Source organism: Ensifer sp. ENS08 (assembly GCF_014852195.1).
Lineage (GTDB): Bacteria > Pseudomonadota > Alphaproteobacteria > Rhizobiales > Rhizobiaceae > Ensifer > Ensifer adhaerens.
Genome location: NZ_JACVBF010000012.1, coordinates 116106 through 133172 on the forward strand (window position 1 = coordinate 116106; position 17067 = coordinate 133172).

Sequence of the window (17067 nt, forward strand, 5' to 3'; positions counted from 1 at the left end):
ATGACACGGGGGATGGTGTGGTTCGACTTAGCATGCGTGCCGGCCGCCGGCGGTGGACGATCGGGCGCGCACTTTTATCGGTGGGGATGCTGACGGCCGCGGGGTGTGCCCGGGATCCGCTTGCCCCGTCGATCGTGGTGTTCGGGTCCTACTTTCCAGCCTGGCTGCTTTGTGCCGGGCTTGGTATCGTCACCACGGTTGTCGCAAGGCTGATCCTCGTCCACGCCGGTATCGACGAACACCTGCCCGCGCCGCTTCTCGTCTACCTCTCGCTCGCGCTCACCACCAGCATCGTCTACTGGTTTCCGGCCTTTGGCGGAGCGCCGAATTGAGTGCCGATGACGTCTTCCGGCGTGCAGTTGCACGCACTCTCGGCCCGCTCATCATCGCCAGTGCGGCCGTCGCGGTCTATTTCACCTTCTGGCAGGTCGACCGCAGCCCGCGCACGGACGTCGCTGAAATCGATGCGCCGACGGTTGCGATCGCCGCGAGCGTGCCGGGCCGGATAATCGCCGTCGAGGTGCGTAACAATGCGAGCGTGAAGAAGGGCGACGTGCTCTTCCGCCTCGATCCGGAACCCTATCGCCTGCGTCTCGAACAGGCGCAGGCCGAACTGAAGGCGACGCAGTCGGAAGTGGCGCAGGGAGAGCGCAATCTCGATCTCGAGCGCGCCAATGCCGACGTTGCGGACCGGCAGATCGCCCGTGCTCAGAACAATGTCTTGCTTGCGCGCCAGACACAGGAACGGCTGGAGCCGCTCTTGCCGAGGCGCTTCGTGACGGCGCAGCAAGTTGACGAGGCGCGAACCGCCGTCAAAGACGCCGAAGTCAGCCTTGCTCAGGCGTTGCAGTCGGCCCACGGAGCCAACCGGGTGATCGGTACCCTCGACACTCGGAAAGCCCAGGCGGATGTCGCACGCGCGACGGTAGCACTTGCCGAGCGGGACCTGGAGAACACCATCGTGCGGGCGCCCTTCGACGGCAAGATCGTCGGCTTGCGCACGACGGTCGGCAAGGTCGTGGTTCCCGCCGAAACGCTGTTCACTCTGATCGATACCGCCGAATGGGAAACCGTCGCTTTCTTCCGCGAAACAGAACTCAAGGCGATCGCCATCGGCAGCCGCGCCGATGTCTTCGTGATGGCGGATCCGGAGCGCCGTATTTCCGGCACGGTCGAGGGCGTCGGCTGGGGCGTGCGTTCGGAAGATTCCGCCACGATCCTCGGCATACCGATCGTTTCCAACTCGCTGAATTGGGTGAGGGTCGCCAAGCGCTTTCCCGTGCATGTGCGGCTTGAAAATCCGCCGGAGGACCTGATGCGCGTCGGCGCCTCCGCCGTCGTCGTCATCGGGCCCGCGCATAACGACGCCGATGCTGTTCCAGCCGCGAAGTAGCGTCCGCTACACGTCGATCCTCTGGGACGAATTGCAACCCTATCCGGGCCGGCTGGACCTTTCCCTGCGCATGGCGCTGGTCACCACGCTGGTTGCTGTAACGGCGATGGCGCTGCGGGTCCCCGAAGCGGCGATCTCCTGTTATCTCGTCTTCTTCGCGTTCAGAGCTGATGCCGGCTCCGGCATCCTGATCGCCATCGGCTTGCTTGTCGGGGCGACGATCGGAATTCTGCTGGCCATCGTCTGCCTGATGGTGGTGGCGGACGAACCGGCACTGCGCCTGGCACTTGTCGCCTTTTTTACCTTCGGCGGCATGTACCTGACGCAGGCAAGCCGTGCCGGGCCGCCGATCGGTACGGTCGCCATGGTCTTTGCCTTCGTCATGACGCTCTACGATATCGTGCCGATCCCGGAACTGCTGATCCGAGGGCTCGCTTGGATGTGGGTGGTCGTGTTCTTCCCGGTGGTCTACCTGATCGCGATCCATCTCATCACCGGCCACAGCCCGGCGCGACGGCTACGCTCGGCGATCGCCGAGCGGTTGGAAGTGGCGGGCGCGCTCCTGTCCAGTGGAGACCACGCGGCGAAACGCGTGGCTGCGACGTTGCTGGCCGAAGGCAATGGCGAGCTCAAGAAATATGCCGGGTTCTCAAAGCTTCTGGCGTTGATGGACAAGCACGACGTGCCGCGCATGCAGGCGGCGACGGACGCGTCCTATGATTTGCTGACGCTGGCACTCGCCCTATCGCTTGATGAACGAAGGCCGCGGGAAAACGCTGCGGCGCCGGAGGTTCTTCGCCGCATTGCCGAAGCGATCCGCAGGCGGAAGCCGCCGGAACAGACGCTGCTAAGCTCACCCGATTTTCGCGCCTTTGAAGCCGGTGATGCGCTCCCGGCGCATCAGGTCGAAAGGATCGTCGATATCCTATCGGAAGCAGACCCGCCCGGGCCGGTGTCAGATGCGCATAAGGGAGGGTTCTTCCTGCCGGATGCTTTCAGCAATCCGCTCTACACGCAGTTCGCGCTGAAGGCTCTGCTTGCGGTGATGATCACCTACATCACCTACACGGCCCTCGATTGGTTTGCGATCCACACCGCCCTGATCACCTGTTTCATGGTAGCGCTTGGAACGACGGGCGAGACCATGCACAAGCTGGCACTGCGGCTGACGGGCTGCCTCCTTGGCGGCGCCGTGGCAATTGGCTCGACGATCTGGCTCGTGCCGCACATGACGGATATCGGCCAGCTCGCCTTTCTTGTCGGTGCGGTCAGCCTCATTGCGGCATGGATCTCCGTCGGCTCGGAGCGCATTTCCTATATCGGCTGGCAGATGGCGCTCTGCTTTTTTCTCGTCGTGCTGCACGGCTTCGGCCCGAGTCTGGATCTCAACGAGGCGCGGGATCGCATCATCGGCATCGTCTTCGGCAACATCGTCGTTTCGGTCGTTTTCTCGACGATCTGGCCGGTCAGCATCGGGCAGGGAATACGCAAGAGCCTTGCTACGAGCGGTGCCACGCTTGCCAATCTGTTAGCGCGCCGCGGCGGCCCCACCGGCGACTATGCCGACCTGATCAGCGGTGTCGCTGGCGCATTGCGCCAGAGTGAACTGCTGCGTTTCGAGCCTGCAAACGTGCGGCGGGGAGACATCGATGCCCGGACGACGGAGCGCATTGCCCTCAGCCTGCAGGAACTGGCCGCCCCGATCGTCGAATTGCGCGAACACGACCGGGCCTTCGGTCCGTTGCGGGGCGCGCCGACGCCGCTGAAGCGCGCGGTTCTCGGCTATGAACACGCGGTGGCGCAATGGCTGAACGATCAGGCCGAGGGATTAGAGGCATGGCACCGGCCGAAGCCCAGTGCGGATCTGGCCCTGGCGCTTCGGCGGCTGAAAGCGCGTCTCGCCCGCGCCCGGAAGGCAAGCATACATGCCGGAGGTTTTCCCCGGCGAATTCGCGACGAGCTCGCCTGGAGGCTTGCACTCTACGAGAAGATCGAGACTGTGGTTCGGCGGCTGGCAGCGGGGGATGCCTTGGAATGATGGTTTCTGCGGGGGCGAGGTGGGTTTCGGTAGGGGTGATCGCCCTTTGCCGAAGCATGTGCCGTGCTGCCCGAGGCTCTCTTCTCCTTGGCGCATTGTCGATCCCGGCAGCCTGCACGTCCGCTGCACTCGATGATCTGGCGCCACCGAGCGCCGACCGGCCGGCCGTTTCGGGAACGGGCACCAAGGACGCCTCGAAGGTGAGTGCCGGCGCGCCGGATTTCTCTCTCGCGCCGAACCCTGAGATCCCGATTACGATCGCGACGCCGTCGATCGATCCGAAACACGATTACAGCTTGCCGGAACTGGTCGATATCGCCCAGCGAACCAATCCGATCACCCGTGCCGCCTGGCAGCGCGCCCGGCAGGCGGCGATTGCCGTCGGCATCACCGAAGCGGTGTACCTGCCTCTCCTGACGGCCGATGTACTCGCCGGTCTGGAGCAGACGTCGACGACTGCGCCCGGCATCGGCGGTCCCATACCGATCGCCCCCGGCACGCTGACGACAACTGGCGCGCAGTTCATTCCATCCCTTACGGTCAAGTGGCTGCTTCTCGATTTCGGCGGGCGGGATGCGGGGAGAGAGGCGGCAACGCAATTGGCGTTTGCCGCAAACGTGACCTTCAACGGTACGCACCAGAAGCTGATCTTCGATGTTTCCAACGCCTATTTCGTCCTGACGGCGGCGCGTGTTCAGCTGAAGATCGCCCGCCAGACGGTGCAGAATGCCGAGCTTGTCCAGGCAGCCGCCAAGGCGCGCATGGGTCGCGGCATCGCCACATCGATCGAAGTCGCGCAGGCAAACCAGCAAGTGGCGCAGGCGCGCTTCAACCTGACCCAATCGCAAGGGCACGAGCGCAATGCCTATATGACGCTTCTCGAAGCGGTCGGGGTCTCGCCAACGCTCGAGATCCGCATCGCCGACGGCAGCAATCGTGCTCTGCCGAAGGCTGTGCCCGAGGACCTCAACCGGCTGATTGCGACATCGCTCCAGCGTCGCCCGGATGTGCAGGCGGCTTTTGCCCGCCTGCAGGCCGACAAGAACGGTATTGCGGCCGCCCGCGCGGAGTTCATGCCGAAGGTCGCGCTGGTGGGCAACGTGAACCGCAATATCGGCTCGCTCAGCGTCGAAGACACCCGTTTCGACCAGCGCTCGACGATCCGCGTCAACCAGCCGAACGCCAACCTGATGATCGGCCTGAGCTTCCCGATTTACGATGGCGGACTGCGCGACGCGCGGTTGCAGTCGGCGATGGCGCAGGTCGGCGCTGCCGAGCAGGAGATGGCGCAGTTGCAAAACACTGCGGCGCGGGAAGTCGTCGTCGCCTATGATCTGCTGCGCACCAGCCTGGCCGGCTATGCGGCCGCAAGCGAGCTGACGACGGCCGCTCAGACGACCTACGATGCTGCGGTCGACTACTACAAGCAGGGCCTGGGCACGATCACCGATGTCAGCATCGCGCAGACGGCGTTGCTCCAGGCGAAAGTCGCAAAGGCGACCGCCTACAGCGACACGCTTGTCGCCGCGGCAAGCCTTGCTTTTGCAACGGGAACGTTGACGAACCGCAATGCGGTCAATCGCTTCTGACGGCCTGAGGCGACGGGTCGCCCAGTGCCGAACTCACCAGAGGTTCGACGACGCCTCGATCAACAGTCCATCGAATCCGCCGGCAAGAATCCCTGCAACGGCCGTCGTCCCGGCGTACGCGGCAAGAACGAGCAATCCCAGCATCGAGATAGCCGATCCGATCCGGATTGCCGAAGCGCTTTCGCTTTCAACGGTCAGTGAAATGGCTACCGGCGCGAACGATATCGGCCGTGGCGCACCTCGGAGGTTCTGGTTGGCAGCACGCAGGAGGCGGGGTGGCCGCGGATACTTCAGGCGGTTTTTTTCGCATATTCCGGGATAGGTTTCGCAAACTGAGCTTGGCATCTGACGTGTCCCTGATCAACTGGATTTAAAGCGATCTTAAGCGCTCCGTCCGCATTGGCCGTTCCCGGGGGAACTCCTAAGTTGAGGGCTTGTTGCCTTCGAGGAGCGGCCGATGTTTCGCGAGCGCCTGGCCAACAAATTCGGTGAAGGCGCTGACGCGGGCCGTGCGCCGCAGATCCTCGTGTGTGAGAAGCCAAAGCTCTCTCGTCATATCGGCGACCGGTGCGCCGATACGGATGAGACCGGGCGTCGTGTCTCCGAGATAACAGGGCAGGGCCGCAAGACCGATGCCGGCCTTTGCCGCCTCGCGGGCCGTAACCAGCGAATCGCAACGCAAGACCGCGGGTGCCACGAGCGTCGCGCGCATCCATCGTGCCACGCTCGTGGACGCAAGCGCGTCACCAAGCCCGATCCAGTGCTCCCGTGCAATATTCAGCGTGTCGGCTGTCAGCTCCCGCACATCGAGATAGGACGGCGCCGCATAGACGGCGAAAGCGACCTTCGCGATCCGGCGACCGACCAATGCATCCGGTGAATCGACCGCGGGGCGGATGGCAACGTCCGCGTCGCGATGCGAGAGGTTTGCGAGCGCATTCGAGGTGCTGACCTCGAGCAGGACGCCGGGATGGCGTTGACGGAAATCCGCCAGGATCGACGGCAGGATGGACGCCATCAGCGTATCCGTGGTGGTAATCCGCAGGCTACCCTCGAGCCGCAGATCCTGACCCGTCAAGCGGCGCTCGAGCTCCGTGACCGTTTCAGCCATCTGCCGGGCCACGGCCAGCAGCTCCTCGCCGCCGGCGGTGAGCATGTAGCCAGACGGGAGGCGGTCAAACAGCCGGACCCCGAGCTTCTGTTCGAACGACCCGACACGCCTTAACACTGTTGTGTGATTGACGCCAAGCGCCCGGGCAGCAGCAGCAAGGGAGTTCGCCTCTGCGACTGCCAGAACGAAGCGGAGGTCTTCCCAGTCGATACGGTGATGGCTGTGCATGATTGGGCAAACCTAAGTCAGGTTGTTCATCGGATGAGCGAATTTGCACCGCTATCACCGCGTATTGTCAATCGCTTTGCGCAATCGAGCGCCACCGTCAAACGCCTTATTCGCTGTGGAACCGTCATTGAAGCGGCTGTGCAAATATGCAGACGCAGTAGGCGAAACGACAGATCGTTCTGCAACCGAGCACCATCTAAAGATGGTGTCACGATCGGATGGGCCGATCGGTGGAGCGACGCAAGATGATCCCATTCTTCAGAGATCTGGTGCCTGAGACGAGTGATCACTCGACCGTCCCGCACCTTCCTCAGGTCCGGGCGCACCAGAGCGCGTCCACCTGACCAACCCTTCCTCCATTTTCAACTCATTCTCATCAAGGAGGTCCCGTCATGGAGACCCTGTTCGTCCCATTGGCCTTGTTTGCGGGTGGTCTGCTCGCTGTCCAGGCGGGTGCCAACGCACAACTTTCCAAAGCTGTCGGATCGCCTTTTGCGGCGACCACACTTCAGCTCGCGATTGGTACCGGTCTGCTGCTTCTCGTCACCCTCCTGACGGGAACAATCGCCGCGCTTGGTGCAATTCCCGCGGTCAAGTGGTGGCATCTCGTCGGAGGCACCGCCTCAGCCGTCTATGTCGTCTCGACCATCGTTCTCTTCCCCCGCCTTGGCGCCGTCGTTTCCGTCGGATTGTTCATCGCCGGACAGATGCTCGCCTCCCTGACGCTCGATAGTTTCGGCTTGCTGGGCGTTCCGCCGACGGGACTGCGGGTCGGGGCCGTCGTTGGCACGCTCGTCGTGCTCCTCGGGGTTGCCATGGTGGTGTTCGGGCAAGGCGGAAAAGACAATGTTAAAGCCGACCGGCTTGGCTGGATTGCCCTTGCGCTGATGGCAGGGGCCGTGCTCCCGGTCCAGGGCGCCGTCAATGCGCTCCTGCGCCATGATCTCGGGGGTGCGCCGTTCGCGGTGGGTGCGATCTCGTTTCTCGTCGCCACGCTCGCCATGGCCGCGGTGATGCTTCTGGTGCTCGCCGGGCAAAAGACATCCCGTCCCAACATCACCGGCGTGCAGACGATGCCCTGGTGGGGTTGGCTCGGTGGTTTCGCCGGAGCGACCTATGTCACCACGGTCTTTACCGCAATCCCAGCGATTGGTGCGGCCGCGGCGGTTGGTCTCACCGTGGCCGGCCAGCAGGTCGCAAGCGTCTTCGTCGATCGCTATGGCTGGTTCCGTCTGCCGCAGAGGTCCGTGTCGGGGCTACGCCTGGGCGGCGTGGTGCTGCTGTTGGCCGGTGTCGCCGTTATTAAACTCGTCTGAAGCCGCAACCGATCGCGATCTGCCGAACGCCGGAGAATTGCCATGTCATCCACATCGCTTGCCTGGATCTACCTCGTTCTATCCGGCGTTGCAGACGTCGCCTGGGCCGTCAGCACCAAGTTCTCGAACGGTTACAGCCGCCTGTCCTGGACGCTGGTCTCGATCGTTGCCTTGGTGATCTTTCTGTCCCTGCTCACTCAGGCGCTCAAGACCTTGCCGCTCGGAACAGCCTACGCGGTCTGGACCGGCATCGGCGCCGTCGGTTCCGTGCTCTGCGGTGTGCTGCTCTTCGGAGAAACCATCACAGTCTCGCGGGCAATCGCAATGCTGGTGATCGCCGGCGGCGTCATCGCGCTGAAGGTCGTGCCGGCCTGAATTCCGGGCCGGTGTCGGCATTAAAACATAGTTTCTTCAATATATTGATCGATGTTCCTTAACAAAGTTCTTGAGAACGTCAGCCGGCCGACCGGCATCGTGTATGGTACGGCGCCAGCATCTCGTCACGACAGTTCGCCGCCCCACTAGATAGGCAATCGCCTTTACAGAAGCGGCCGCGCAAGCATTTCGGCGCCGAGGACGAGCAGACTGATGAGGAACCAGCGCCGGAATACGGGCGGGTCGACACGGTTGCGAACGACTTGCCCCGCCCACATGCCAGCGAGCGACGGCGCAATCGCGAGGCCGGAGAAGAGCAGATTGTCGGCCTCGAAAGCGCCCCGCCAGACGAGCCCGGCGGTGAGGGCGACTGTGGAGACGGTGAAGGAGAGGCCGAGCGCCTGCACCAGTTCGTCCCGTTCAAGACCTAGCGCCTGCAGATAGGGCACGGCCGGGATGACGAAGACGCCGGTTGCGCCCGTGACGATCCCGGTTGCCGCGCCGACCACGGGAGACAGCCACGGCTCCCACTTCGCCGGAACGCGAAGCTGGCGCGCAAAGAGCGTGAAGGCGGCGTAGAGAAGGAGGGCCGCACCAAGTGCGCCCGTCGTGAGCGCGGTGCTGCCACCGGCAAGCACCGAAGAACCGCTGAGCGTGCCAAGAACGACCGCCAGCATCATCGGCCAAAGCCGGAGCGCAAGCGCGCCGAAGCTCGGGCCCGCGAGAAGCTGCCAGACATTTGTCACGAAGGACGGGGCAATCAACAGGCTGGCGGCCGCAAGTGGAGAGATGAGCGTACCGAGCACGCCCATCGCCAGGGTCGGCAACCCCATGGCGGTGACGCCCTTGAGGATGCCGGCGGCGAAGAAAGTTGCGGCAATCGCAACGACGAGGGACGGAGCAAGATCGAGCATGCCATCGGCATAGCGTATACCCGCATGGGCACAATGCGGATCATCCGCAGTCAGACTTCGGCTGGTCCGAAGGCTGTTTTTCCGTTAACCTCCTTTGCATGCGTTTCGATCTTATCGACCTTCGTCTGTTTCTTGCCGTGGTGGATGCCGGCAGCATGACCCATGGTGCTGCGGATGCCGGGCTTTCGTTGCCCGCGGCAAGTGAACGTCTGCGCGACATGGAGATGATCGGCAAAGTCAAGCTGCTCGAACGTGGTCGCCGCGGGGTGCGGCCGACACCGGCCGGAGAAGCGCTCGCGCATCACGCCCGGCTGATCCTGCGCCAGATGGCGCGGATGCGCGGCGAGCTTGGTGAACACGCCGATGGCCTTCGAGCAACAATCCGGCTTGCGGTGAACACGGCCGCACTCACAGAGTTTCTGCCACAGCGGCTCGGCGTCTGGATGACGGCGCATCCGCGGATCGACGTCGATCTGAAGGAACGGCAAAGCATCGAGATTGCGAGAGCCGTCGCCGCCGACCTCGTGGAGATCGGCATTCTTTCGGACGCGGTCGATACTGGCGGCCTGCAACTGCGTCCCTTTGCCGTCGACCGGCTCGTCGTCGTCATCCCACGCGATCACGTATTCGCGGCACGCAGGCGAGCACTCTTCGCCGACATTGCGGACCAGCCTTTCGTCGGCCTGTCCGATGGCGCATTGCAGAGCCATATCGATGCACAAGCTCGGAGATTGGGGCTGACGCTGAAGATGCGCTCGCGCATGCGTAGCTTCGAAGGCATGTGTCACATGGTTTCGGCGGGTGTCGGCCTTGCCATCATGCCGGAGACGGCGGCACGGCGCGGCGGCAGATCTGCCAAGACCGCGTTCGTGCGCCTTGCCGATGACTGGGCGACGCGGCGGCTGTCCGTCTGCGTGCGCGCGGAAGAGGAACTGTCCCCGCCGGCGCGAGACCTGTTCGAGCATCTGGGCTCGAGCGGTTCGCATTGACCTTAGAAACGCGCCGGTAGTCTCACGCGCTCCCTTCCATGCGTTTGGCGTCGTCGCGCGAAGGCGGCCTTTGATCGCAAAAATTGATTTTCCCTTGGAACTCTTCGCGCCTTTGGCGGTTGGGCTCCCATAGGGATATCGTTCGGCCCGATCCTTTCCGGGCCTATAGCGTGAGAAGGAGATGGAGCATGATACTTTTCCGAACAGGACAGGACACGCCCCGGACTCCCACCTTCTCTCAGACGGACCGCCCGTGCGTTCCCACGCACGAGACACCATGCCGGACCTCTTCTGCAGGCAGCGGGGCATCATCAGGATCGGAAAATCGATGCCGGCCTATGTGATCGATCTCGCCTTTGTCGAACGGATGCTAGAGATGGCGGAACGGCGTATCGCCGAGCCCACGTCGAGCGAAGCTCTCTACCGAGAGATCGCCGACGAACTTGAGCGAACCGAAGGAGATCCGAAGATGGCGCGCATCCTGCTCGTCACCTTTACCAATTCCTACGCCGCGCACGTCACAAGCGGCGATCGCCTCCGAAAGCTGAGAATTGAAGCCGAATGGGGATCTTTCTTGCGCCGAAGGTGGCTTTGAGGCCGCGAACAGAGCGCGTCCACGACAGGCGTCCTGAAACGCGGCAGTCGAGCTTAGCAGAGCAACAGGAATACGGGCATCAGCGCGACCAGATAGGCGAGACCGTCGGCCGCCAGGCGATCGCGGAGGTTATGCGCAGCGAAGGAGTTGCCCGATAGGCGTCCATTATAGTTCATTTTTATTCTTCCTGGGTCGTTGTTGTCGAGCCCGCCGGGAGGAGAGGCCGGGCTCGTCGCATATGGGAGACAGCTCGGTCGGGATCAACGAAGAGCGCCAGGCAAAGCAGCGCCCCACTCGAAATTCCGACGTCGACCGCTTGCTGATCTTCCAACGCGGTGCTTGAGGAGCCGGGTGTTACCAGGGTTTCGACCCGATGCAATCCTTTGCCGGTCACGTCCTTGCACGTTTGCGTGAGCCCTGCGGTTTGCGTCTGGCAACCAGGTGCGCCCTAGCCGGCAAACCTGACGATTATTTGCACTTGCGCTCAGTTTGCCAGGCCGATCGGATTTGCCTTCGGACGGGAGGCATCGCACGTGGCCATCTGGCTTCCCGACATGACCGCGTGCGATGGTTATGGTTGGTTTAGGCTCGCTGTGCCAGCGACGCCCCTTCAGGGATTCGGCCTTTTTCCCGCCGGATCGCCAACTTCCGCACCAGGACATAGAACACCGGTGTCAATACGAGGCCGAACAAGGTAACGCCGAGCATGCCGGCAAAGACGGCGATGCCCATGACGTGGCGCATCTCTGCGCCAGCGCCTTTAGCAATTACCAGCGGAACGACGCCTGCGATAAAGGCAAGCGACGTCATCAGGATCGGTCTGAGCCGAAGGCGGGCCGCCTCGAGCACGGCGGACAGAGGATCGGCACCTTCATCCTCTTTCGCTCGCGCGAACTCGACGATCAGGATCGCGTTCTTGGCCGCGAGCCCCACGAGAACGACAAAGCCGATCTGCGTGAAGATGTTGTTGTCGCCGCCCGTAAACCAGACGCCTGCGATTGCGGAAAGCAGCGCCATCGGTGCGATCAGCAACACGGCGAACGGCAAAGACCAGCTGTTGTACTGGGCGGCGAGAATGAGAAACGCCAGCAGGACAGACAGAGGGAAAATGTACATCGCCGTGTTTCCGGCCTGCTTTTCCTGATAGGCGAGCTCCGTCCATTCGAAGGTCATGCCGGGTGGCAGCGTCTCTGCCGCGATCCGTTCTATGGCCGCGGTTGCTTGGCCGAACGAATAGCCGGGCGCCGGACCGCCGCTGATATCGGCCGACGGGAAGCTGTTGTAATGCATGACGCGATCCGGTCCCGAACTGTGCTTGACCGTCAACAGCGCCGACAAAGGTATCATCGCGCCCGCCGCGTTGCGCGCCTTCAGCCGGCCAATGTCTTCCGGCTGCATGCGGAATGGCGCGTCTGCCTGGACCACCACGCGATAGGTCCGGCCGAAGCGGTTGAAATCGTTGGCGTAGAGAGAACCGAGGTTGACCTGCAGCGTTTCGAAGATGGTGTTGAGCGGCACCCCTTGAGACTTGGCTTTCACCCGGTCGATGTCCACCTGCACCTGCGGCGCATTCACCTGAAAGCTTGCAAGCATTCCGGCAAGCTCCGGCGTCTGCATCGCCTTGCCCATGATCGCGCCTTGCGCTTCGGCGAGCGCCGCAAAGCCGAGACCGGCCCTGTCCTCGACCTGGAACTTGAAACCGCCGGTCGTACCGAGACCCGGGACGGGCGGCGGCGGGAAGATGCCGGCAAAACCGTCGGGTATCTGGCTGAACTTACCCATCAGGCGACCTGCGATCGCGAATGCGGACAAGGAGGGATCCTTCCGTTCGTCGAAGGGCTTCAACATCGTGAAGATGACAGCGGCATTGGGAATATTGACCATGCCGTTGACCGAAAGCCCCGGAAAAGCGACGACGCTTTCGACGCCCGGTTCCGCGAGGGCTATCTCCGACATCTTCTTGACGACCGCCTCGGTCCGGTCAAGCGAGGCTCCCGTCGGCAATTGGGCGATGCCGACCAGGTAGTATTTGTCCTGCGCCGGGACAAAGCCGTTCGGCACGGTCTGGAAGCCCAGCCATGTCGTGGCGACCAGGCCGGCGTAAACGAGAAGGACGAGTGCGCTGAACCTGACGGCGCGGCGCACGGACCAGACATAGGCGTTCGAAGCGCGCTCGAAGAACCGGTTGAAGAGCCGGAAGAACCAGCCGAACAGGCCGTCCATCACGCGCGTCAGGAGATCGCGCTTCACTTCGCCGTGGTGCGGCTTCAGAAGCACGCCTGCAAGTGCCGGGGAAAGGGTGAGGGAGTTGACCGCGGACAGGATCGTCGAGATTGCGATCGTCAAGGCGAACTGACGATAGAACTCGCCTTGCAGGCCGGATAGGAACGCTGACGGAATGAACACGGCCGAGAGCACGGACGTGATCGCTATGATCGGCCCGGTCACTTCGTCCATGGCCTTGCGCGCCGCTTCCTTCGGCGTTTCGCCAAGCGCGATGTGACGCTCGACGTTTTCTACGACGACGATCGCGTCGTCGACCACGATCCCGATCGAGAGCACCAGGCCGAACAGCGACAGCGTGTTGAGCGAAAAGCCGAACATGTACATCAGCGCGAATGTGCCGACCAAGGAGATCGGCACGGCAACCAGCGGGATGATCGACGCGCGCCAGGTCTGAAGAAAAAGCACGACCACGATGACGACCAGCACGATCGCTTCAAGTAGCGTCATCACCACGGCCTCCAGCGAGGCCTTCACGAAGACGGTGGGATCGTAGGCGATGCGATACTCTATGCCCTCAGGAAAGCCTTTCTGCAGGTCTTCCATCGTGGCGCGAATGGAGCTCGCCACGTCGAGCGCGTTGGCGCCGGGGCTTTGGATGATCTGCAGCGCCAGCGCCGGCTTGCCGTCAAGAAGACTGCGCAGCGCATAGGAGTCGGCGCCCAACTCGATGCGGGCAATGTCGCGCAGCCGGGTGACCTGGCCATCGGCGCCGGTCTTGACGACGATGGCGCCGAACTGCTCTTCGTTGGATAGCCTGCCGAGCGTGTTGACCGTGACCTGCAGCGCTGCCGAGGCATCCGGTTGCTGGCCGACGGAGCCGGCGGCCACCTGAGCGTTCTGCTCCTGGATTGCAGCAACCACGTCGGAAGCGGTCAATCCGCGCGCCGCGACCTTGGCCGGATCGAGCCAGACCCGCATGGAGTATTCGCCGGCTCCCCAGACGAGCACGTCACCCACACCCGACAGGCGCGCGAGCTGGTCGCGGACCTGCAGCGTCGCGAAGTTCGATAGGTAGAGAGGATCGTAGCGGTCATCGGGCGAAACCAGATGCACGACCATCAGGATGTCGGGCGAGGTCTTCTGCGTCACGACACCGATGCGCTGAACTTCCTGCGGCAGACGCGGAAGCGCGCGCGAAACCCGGTTCTGAACCTGGATCTGCGCCATGTCGGGATCGGTGCCCTGCTGAAAGGTCACCGTCAGCGTCATGCGCCCGTCGGTTGCGGCCTGCGAGCTCATGTAGAGCATGTTCTCGACGCCGTTGATCACCTGCTCCAGCGGAGCCGCCACCGTTTCGGCGATCACTTCGGGGCTGGCACCCGGATAGCTTGCGGTCACCTGCACGGTCGGCGGCGTCACCTGGGGATATTCGCTGAGCGGCAGCTTTAGGAGGGTCAGGCCACCGCCGATCAGCATCAATACGGAGAGAACGACCGCAAAGATGGGGCGGACGACAAAAAAGCGTGGAATGTTCATCGACGCGCCTCCTGCGAAGCGGCGGCCGCTAAGTCACCTTCGGCCGCCTCGCCCGACACCATCGAAACCATCTGCGGGTCAACCTCCATACCAGGGCGCACGAGGCCCTTGAGAATGATCTTCTCACCCGACCTGAGACCGCTTGCGACGACACGCAAGCCGTCGATCATCGGACCGAGTTCGATCGGCCGGTACTCGGCCTTGTTCCCCGAGCTCAGCGTCAACACATAGCGGCGACCCTGGTCGGTACCGATCGCCTGATCGTCGATCAGAACGGTGCGGGCTGGCTGGGCCGTCACAAGGTTCACCCGAGCAAAGAGACCCGGGGCCAGCAGTCCATCCGGATTCCGGACGATCGCGCGGGCCCGGATCGTGCCGGTGCTGCGTTCGACCTGGTTGCTGATGAAGTCGAGCACGCCGGCATGGGGGAAACCGGCATCCGTCATGAGGCCAATCCCGACCGGCAGCTTCTCGGTTCCGCCTTCTCCCTTGTCAGGACGCGCTCGCCCGCCAAAATCGAGAAACGTCGCTTCGTCGATGTCGAAGTAGACGTAGAGCGGATCCGTGGAGACGATGGTGGTGAGGAGCGTGGCGGCACCCGCATTGCCGCCTGAAACAAGGTTGCCCTCGGTCACCCGGACACGATCGACCCGCCCGCCAATCGGGGCTGCGACGCGCGTGAAGGAGAGATCAAGCTCTGCCGCAGCCACTGCCGCCTTGGCGATTTCGACCTCGGCCTGCCGTTGGCGCCGCACTGCCTCGGCATCGTCATAGGTCTTGCGCGACACGGTCCCGTTCGGAGCCAGGGATTTGGCGCGGCGGAACGCGATGTCGGCGTGATCGAGAAGAACGATCGCCTGTTTCAAGCGCGCCTTGGCGGCGTCCAGGGCGACTTGGAACGGTCGCGGATCGATCTGGAACAGGACCTGTTCCGGTTTGACGAGAGCGCCTTCGGGAACACTCACCCTGTCGATGGCGCCGCCGACACGCGGACGCAGTTCAACGGATTTTGCCGCCTCGAAGTGGCCGGTGAACTCTACGGCTGGCGCGACCTCTCGCGTGATGACCTCGGCGACCGGAACCTTGGGCATGGGCGCACCCGTGGTTCCGGTCGCCGCGACTGCCTCCGACGCACTGGTCGAGGAGGCAAGCCCAAGAAGCCGACTGGCGAAGGTTCCCATTCCATCGCCGTCGGCAAGCGCAAGCCCTCCAACGGTTGCGATACCGGCTAGGAACAGGGCGGCGGCCTTTTTACTCATTCTCGTTCACCTTCATTTTGTTCACGCTTGCGGCCGGAGCGGCCACGGCAGCGATCAGTTCTTCGCGAAGGTGCGGTTTCCAACGATGGAAAGGTCAAGACCTCCTGAAACTTCTTTCGCTCACCCTGATGCGAATGGTCAGGTTCTGCCGATAAGAGATTGGAAAATCTGGATTTTCGTCTTGTGTATTCCCCGCGGCTGGCACTCAGGCGGGGGCCGCCGACCACGACTGATCTGTGCTCTTTGCTGGGGCGCCACGCCACCGTCATTCGTGTAGTCGCGCCGAGGGTCCCACTAGGCAATCGGTCCAGGTTCGCCGTCGCATTCCAATCTCCGAAACTGAGAACGTCGGCGGTGATCCGATACCCCTTGACCTTACCAGCGCTGGAAGCCGCAGCCTGAGGGCATTTTCGCTTGCCGCCGTCAGGAACCGGCCCGCGAGAGAATTCGAACTCTGTGAGGAAACATTTGATATGACCGTCAAACGCATAGACATACGATCGGCACGAACAAACCTCGAAGTGCACGCCGACCAGACCATTCTCGACGCTGCGCTCGCCGCCAAGCTTCCTTACCCCCATGGCTGCAGATCCGGGCGGTGCGGCGCTTGCAAGTCTCGGCTGATCGAAGGCGAGGTGGAGCTTCTCCAGCATTCGCCCTTCGCCCTCACCGATGAGGAGAAAGCCGGCGGTCTCATCCTTGCCTGCCGGGCGCTTCCGGTAACGGACACCGCCGTGGCATGGCTTGGAGGCGGCGAAGAAGATGCCGTCCAAACGCCCCAACGGCTAAGCGGCATCGTTACGCATCTGGAGGACCTCACGCACGACATCAAGCTGGTGCGCATCGATGCGGAAGATGGGGGCAGCTCTCGTTTCGTCGCTGGACAATATGCACAGGTGAGTTTCGACGGGGTCCCCGCCCGCAGCTATTCCATGGCCAACCGGCATGGCGACGGCCGGGTGGAGTTCCACATTCGCCACGTGGTCGGCGGAGCGACCTCGCAATATGTGCACGGCGCTCTGAAGGCCGGGGACAAGGTGACGCTCGAATACCCGATGGGATCCTCCTATCTGCGGGAGAACCACTCCGGCCCGATCCTGTGCATCGCCGGCGGCTCCGGCCTCGCCCCCATCAAATCGATCGTCGAAACCGCCCTTGCCCACGGCCTGAAGCAGCCGATCCATCTCTACTTCGGCGCACGCAGCGAGCGTGATCTCTACCTCGTCGATCATTTTCGCGCGCTCGCCGAGTGGCACGCCAATCTCGTCTTCAGGCCCGTCTTGTCGGAGGCGGATTCGGCAGGATACCGCCGTGGATTCGTGACGGAGGCAGTGGCCGAGGATCTGTCTGACCTCGACGGATGGAAAGCCTATGTCGCCGGCCCGCCGCCGATGGTGGATGCGGCAATGGAGGTTGCGTTTGCGCGCGGCCTGAACCGCTCAGACATGCATGCCGACGTGTTTTTCACGCCCGAGCCGGCGGAATAGCCGCTCTCGGG

Annotated in this window: 14 protein-coding genes; 9 read left to right on the top strand and 5 right to left on the bottom strand. The window is 63.1% G+C overall.

Annotated elements, in window-relative coordinates:
* Positions 1-17: 17 nt before the first annotated feature.
* The 4 genes from IB272_RS23105 to IB272_RS23120 are packed head-to-tail and all read left to right on the top strand — an operon-like array spanning position 18 to position 5020.
* Positions 18-332, top strand: coding sequence for a YtcA family lipoprotein (locus IB272_RS23105; protein WP_348646804.1), 315 nt, complete (start codon positions 18-20; stop codon positions 330-332).
* Positions 329-1393, top strand: a complete 1065-nt coding sequence (gene mdtN / locus IB272_RS23110; RefSeq protein ID WP_051659199.1) for a multidrug transporter subunit MdtN — start codon at positions 329-331, stop codon at positions 1391-1393. The genes IB272_RS23105 and mdtN overlap by 4 nt, the downstream gene beginning before the upstream one ends.
* Complete coding sequence (locus IB272_RS23115; protein ID WP_192445129.1) at positions 1371-3431, top strand: FUSC family protein; 2061 nt, start codon at positions 1371-1373, stop codon at positions 3429-3431. Before mdtN ends, IB272_RS23115 begins: the two co-directional genes overlap by 23 nt.
* Positions 3428-5020: a TolC family protein gene (locus tag IB272_RS23120; RefSeq protein WP_192445131.1), complete on the top strand. Its 1593-nt coding sequence runs from the start codon at positions 3428-3430 to the stop codon at positions 5018-5020. Before IB272_RS23115 ends, IB272_RS23120 begins: the two co-directional genes overlap by 4 nt.
* Positions 5021-5441: 421 nt before the next feature.
* Here the strand turns inward: IB272_RS23120 and IB272_RS23125 are convergent, their stop codons facing one another.
* A complete protein-coding gene (locus tag IB272_RS23125; RefSeq protein ID WP_060521144.1) occupies positions 5442-6359 on the bottom strand; it encodes a LysR family transcriptional regulator in 918 nt (305 codons plus the stop codon).
* Positions 6360-6751: 392 nt separating this feature from the next.
* On the opposite strand from IB272_RS23125, the gene IB272_RS23130 reads away from it, so the two are divergent.
* Positions 6752-7675, top strand: a complete 924-nt coding sequence (locus IB272_RS23130) for a DMT family transporter (protein ID WP_159415986.1) — start codon at positions 6752-6754, stop codon at positions 7673-7675.
* Positions 7676-7717: 42 nt separating this feature from the next.
* Complete coding sequence (locus tag IB272_RS23135; RefSeq protein ID WP_159415987.1) at positions 7718-8050, top strand: multidrug efflux SMR transporter; 333 nt, start codon at positions 7718-7720, stop codon at positions 8048-8050.
* Positions 8051-8214: 164 nt separating this feature from the next.
* On the opposite strand, the gene IB272_RS23140 is transcribed toward IB272_RS23135, so the two are convergent.
* Positions 8215-8964, bottom strand: a complete 750-nt coding sequence (locus IB272_RS23140) for a sulfite exporter TauE/SafE family protein (RefSeq protein WP_192445133.1) — start codon at positions 8962-8964, stop codon at positions 8215-8217.
* A gap of 98 nt (positions 8965-9062) precedes the next feature.
* Between IB272_RS23140 and IB272_RS23145 the strand changes: the two genes are divergently transcribed.
* Both IB272_RS23145 and IB272_RS23150 read left to right on the top strand, forming a co-directional pair.
* The gene (locus IB272_RS23145; RefSeq protein ID WP_192445135.1) at positions 9063-9953 is read left to right on the top strand and encodes a LysR family transcriptional regulator; all 891 of its coding nucleotides are present in this window, start codon (positions 9063-9065) and stop codon (positions 9951-9953) included.
* A gap of 328 nt (positions 9954-10281) precedes the next feature.
* The gene (locus IB272_RS23150; protein ID WP_090297322.1) at positions 10282-10548 is read left to right on the top strand and encodes a hypothetical protein; all 267 of its coding nucleotides are present in this window, start codon (positions 10282-10284) and stop codon (positions 10546-10548) included.
* A gap of 53 nt (positions 10549-10601) precedes the next feature.
* Here the strand turns inward: IB272_RS23150 and IB272_RS35405 are convergent, their stop codons facing one another.
* The 3 genes from IB272_RS35405 to IB272_RS23160 all read right to left on the bottom strand — a co-directional run bounded on the left by IB272_RS35405 (position 10602) and on the right by IB272_RS23160 (position 15569).
* On the bottom strand, positions 10602-10724 hold the full coding sequence (locus IB272_RS35405) for a hypothetical protein (RefSeq protein ID WP_268087653.1): 123 nt from the start codon (positions 10722-10724) through the stop codon (positions 10602-10604).
* Between the two features lie 406 nt (positions 10725-11130).
* Positions 11131-14310, bottom strand: a complete 3180-nt coding sequence (locus IB272_RS23155; RefSeq protein WP_192445137.1) for an efflux RND transporter permease subunit — start codon at positions 14308-14310, stop codon at positions 11131-11133.
* Entirely contained in the window at positions 14307-15569 is a 1263-nt protein-coding gene (locus tag IB272_RS23160; RefSeq protein WP_192445139.1) for an efflux RND transporter periplasmic adaptor subunit, read from the bottom strand. The genes IB272_RS23155 and IB272_RS23160 overlap by 4 nt, the downstream gene beginning before the upstream one ends.
* Positions 15570-16042: 473 nt before the next feature.
* Here IB272_RS23160 and IB272_RS23165 point away from each other — a divergent pair, with 473 nt between their 5' ends.
* Positions 16043-17056, top strand: a complete 1014-nt coding sequence (locus IB272_RS23165; protein WP_192445141.1) for a 2Fe-2S iron-sulfur cluster-binding protein — start codon at positions 16043-16045, stop codon at positions 17054-17056.
* The last annotated feature ends 11 nt before the right edge of the window (positions 17057-17067 follow it).